The following is a 2217-nucleotide window of genomic DNA, read 5'->3' on the forward strand; positions in this document are numbered from 1 at the left end:
TCGTAAACGCTGTGCGGCAGTCCGTTGTCGCCGTAGCAAAGGCGGATGTGGTGATGGTTGCGGTCGAGTTGGGCGATGAGCTGGTAAATGCCGTCGCCTTCGTCGACTTCGGCGAACCACAAACGGGTACCGCCATGAGCAAGTTTAAATTGTTAAAGAACAGGAGGCCGTCTGAAAGGTTTTAGTCTAAGTCTGCGGTTTTTGTTGGGTTTTGCAACCCAACCTATGCTTGCTAGCAAATAGCCACATCACCAAGACCATATTCAATGATTTCCATATTTTCTGTTATTTTTATCCCTCTTCCATGCTCCCTATCTTCTTCTATATGATATTCTAGTCCAAAAATTAAAGTAGAATCTGACATTTCAGATAGAATATAAACACTTAGTAATTTGGAATCTATACTACTAGAAAATTCTTGATTAATCCTTTCATGAGCTATTGGATACCAAGAAGCAGAATTATTAATAAAATTAACAATTCTATCTTTAAATTCTCTACTTAGTAGCTCATATGCAGAATCCAAACCATCGGATATAACCAATGTAATTTCATTTGTTTCCTCTGGAATAGTAATTTCAGTTTCAAAGTCTTCGAATTTTAAATCAGATACTTTCATAATATTTCCCATCAATTAAAATCAATTTAATAACCATTAACTAGAGCATTTTTTATTTAATAAAGATTGCAACATATTCCTCAACCTTACTAGTCGATTTTTCCTATTTAATTGTTGGGCCTTATTTTTAGCTTGTGTCGACCCATATGTAACTCCATGAGCATCTTCAAAATCTTTTACAGATCCTCTGTGTGGCAAAGATGCCTCATGGTCTTTACGAGTAACCAATTGCATAGTAGCTTTATTTGTTATTGGATCATAATCTACATGATGCCATGTAACATCTCCATATACCAATTTATGTGCCTCCCTAGTAGGAGAACCACGTTTACCATTTAAACCGGCTAATTCATTTGCCGCAAGAAAATCCCTTCCTCTACTTCCTTGCATTTCAATAGTTACTTGACTAATAACTTGATGAGGAGGGAATACGTAATTTTGTAATTGAAGACCTAGCCAGTCTACCCAACCTTGAGCATTTGGCGCAAACCAATAAAGATTACCCCCACCCAACAACCCAATCGGATCCTGATTCACAAACCTACCCGTATCCGGCTCATAGTAACGCATCAGATTGTAATGAAGCCCCGTTTCAGCATCAAAATATTGATTCTGTAAACGGAAAGGCTGATGAATATTCGGATAGATTTTGTTTTCCGAAGATAACGAACCCCAAGCCGAGTAACTGCCGTACCACAGCAAATTGCCGTGGATATCGGTCATCTCGTGGGGCGTGCCAATTTGATTGTTATGGAAATAAAAAAGATATTGTTGTCGGTCTTTGTGGTTATCAAAGACTTGGGCTAAGGGTTCGTAAGAATCTTGGTCGGTGTAAATGTAGCTGTAGCTGCCGCGGTAGTTATATTCTTGCAGCAGTCTTGTTCCGTCCCACACGAAATGGGTTTGTTTCGGCGCGGTAGCGGTTAAGGCGCCTTTATCGGTTCGTTCTTTGCTTAAGCGTCTGCCGAAGGGGTCGTAGGCGTATTCCCACGTTTGGCTTTCGCCGCTGTTCTTTTTGATTTCGGCCAATACGAGTTGGTTTTCGGTATCGTATTGGAACAACTGGCTCTCGCCGTTGGGCAGTTGGCGGTAAATCATATTGCCCAAGGCGTCGTAGGTGTATTCGGTACCGTTGTATACTTCGAGGCGGTTGCCCTTGCCGATGTTGCGGCCTTTCAGACGGCCTGTGTGATGCCTGTCTGAAAGGTGTTCAGACAGGCCTTTGGTGTCTTTGAGGCCGTCTGAAACCTTATCAGACAAAATATTGTGCGCGGGGTCGAAGGCGAACTTTTCGCTGTGGCCGGTTTGTTTGTTGACGGCGCTTTCGATCCGCCCGAGTTTGTCGTACACGTAATCCAATACGCCGCTGCGTTGGTCGGCGGTTTGAATCAGGTTGCCGGCTTTGTCGTAGCGGTAGCTTCGGCGCACTGCGCCGCCGACCAGGGTATTGAGTTTGCCGTTGTGCTGCAAAGTGCGGTTGGCGGTGGCGGTTTGGTGTTTCAGACGGCCCATCGGGTCGTAGTCGTAGCGGCTGGTTAAGGCGCCTTGGGTTCTTTGGATTTCCTGATGCAGTTTATCGCGTTCGATGTCGCTGATGA

General features: G+C 43.8%; 2 protein-coding genes. Both read right to left on the reverse strand.

Annotated elements, in window-relative coordinates:
* Positions 1 to 232: 232 nt before the first annotated feature.
* Entirely contained in the window at positions 233 to 619 is a 387-nt protein-coding gene (locus AKG09_RS11455; RefSeq protein WP_054619552.1) for a hypothetical protein, read from the reverse strand.
* A gap of 36 nt (positions 620 to 655) precedes the next feature.
* The coding region (locus tag AKG09_RS11460) for an RHS repeat domain-containing protein (protein ID WP_082392058.1) at positions 656 to 2217 on the reverse strand (1562 nt) is incomplete at its 5' end.

Origin of the sequence: Neisseria sp. 83E34 (genome assembly GCF_001308015.1) — a bacterium.
Classification (GTDB): domain Bacteria; phylum Pseudomonadota; class Gammaproteobacteria; order Burkholderiales; family Neisseriaceae; genus Neisseria.

Coding starts and splice junctions, on each gene's coding strand:
- AKG09_RS11455 (WP_054619552.1), bottom strand. CDS start 619: ATGAAAGTATCTGATTTAAAATTCGAAGACTTTGAAACTGAAATTACT.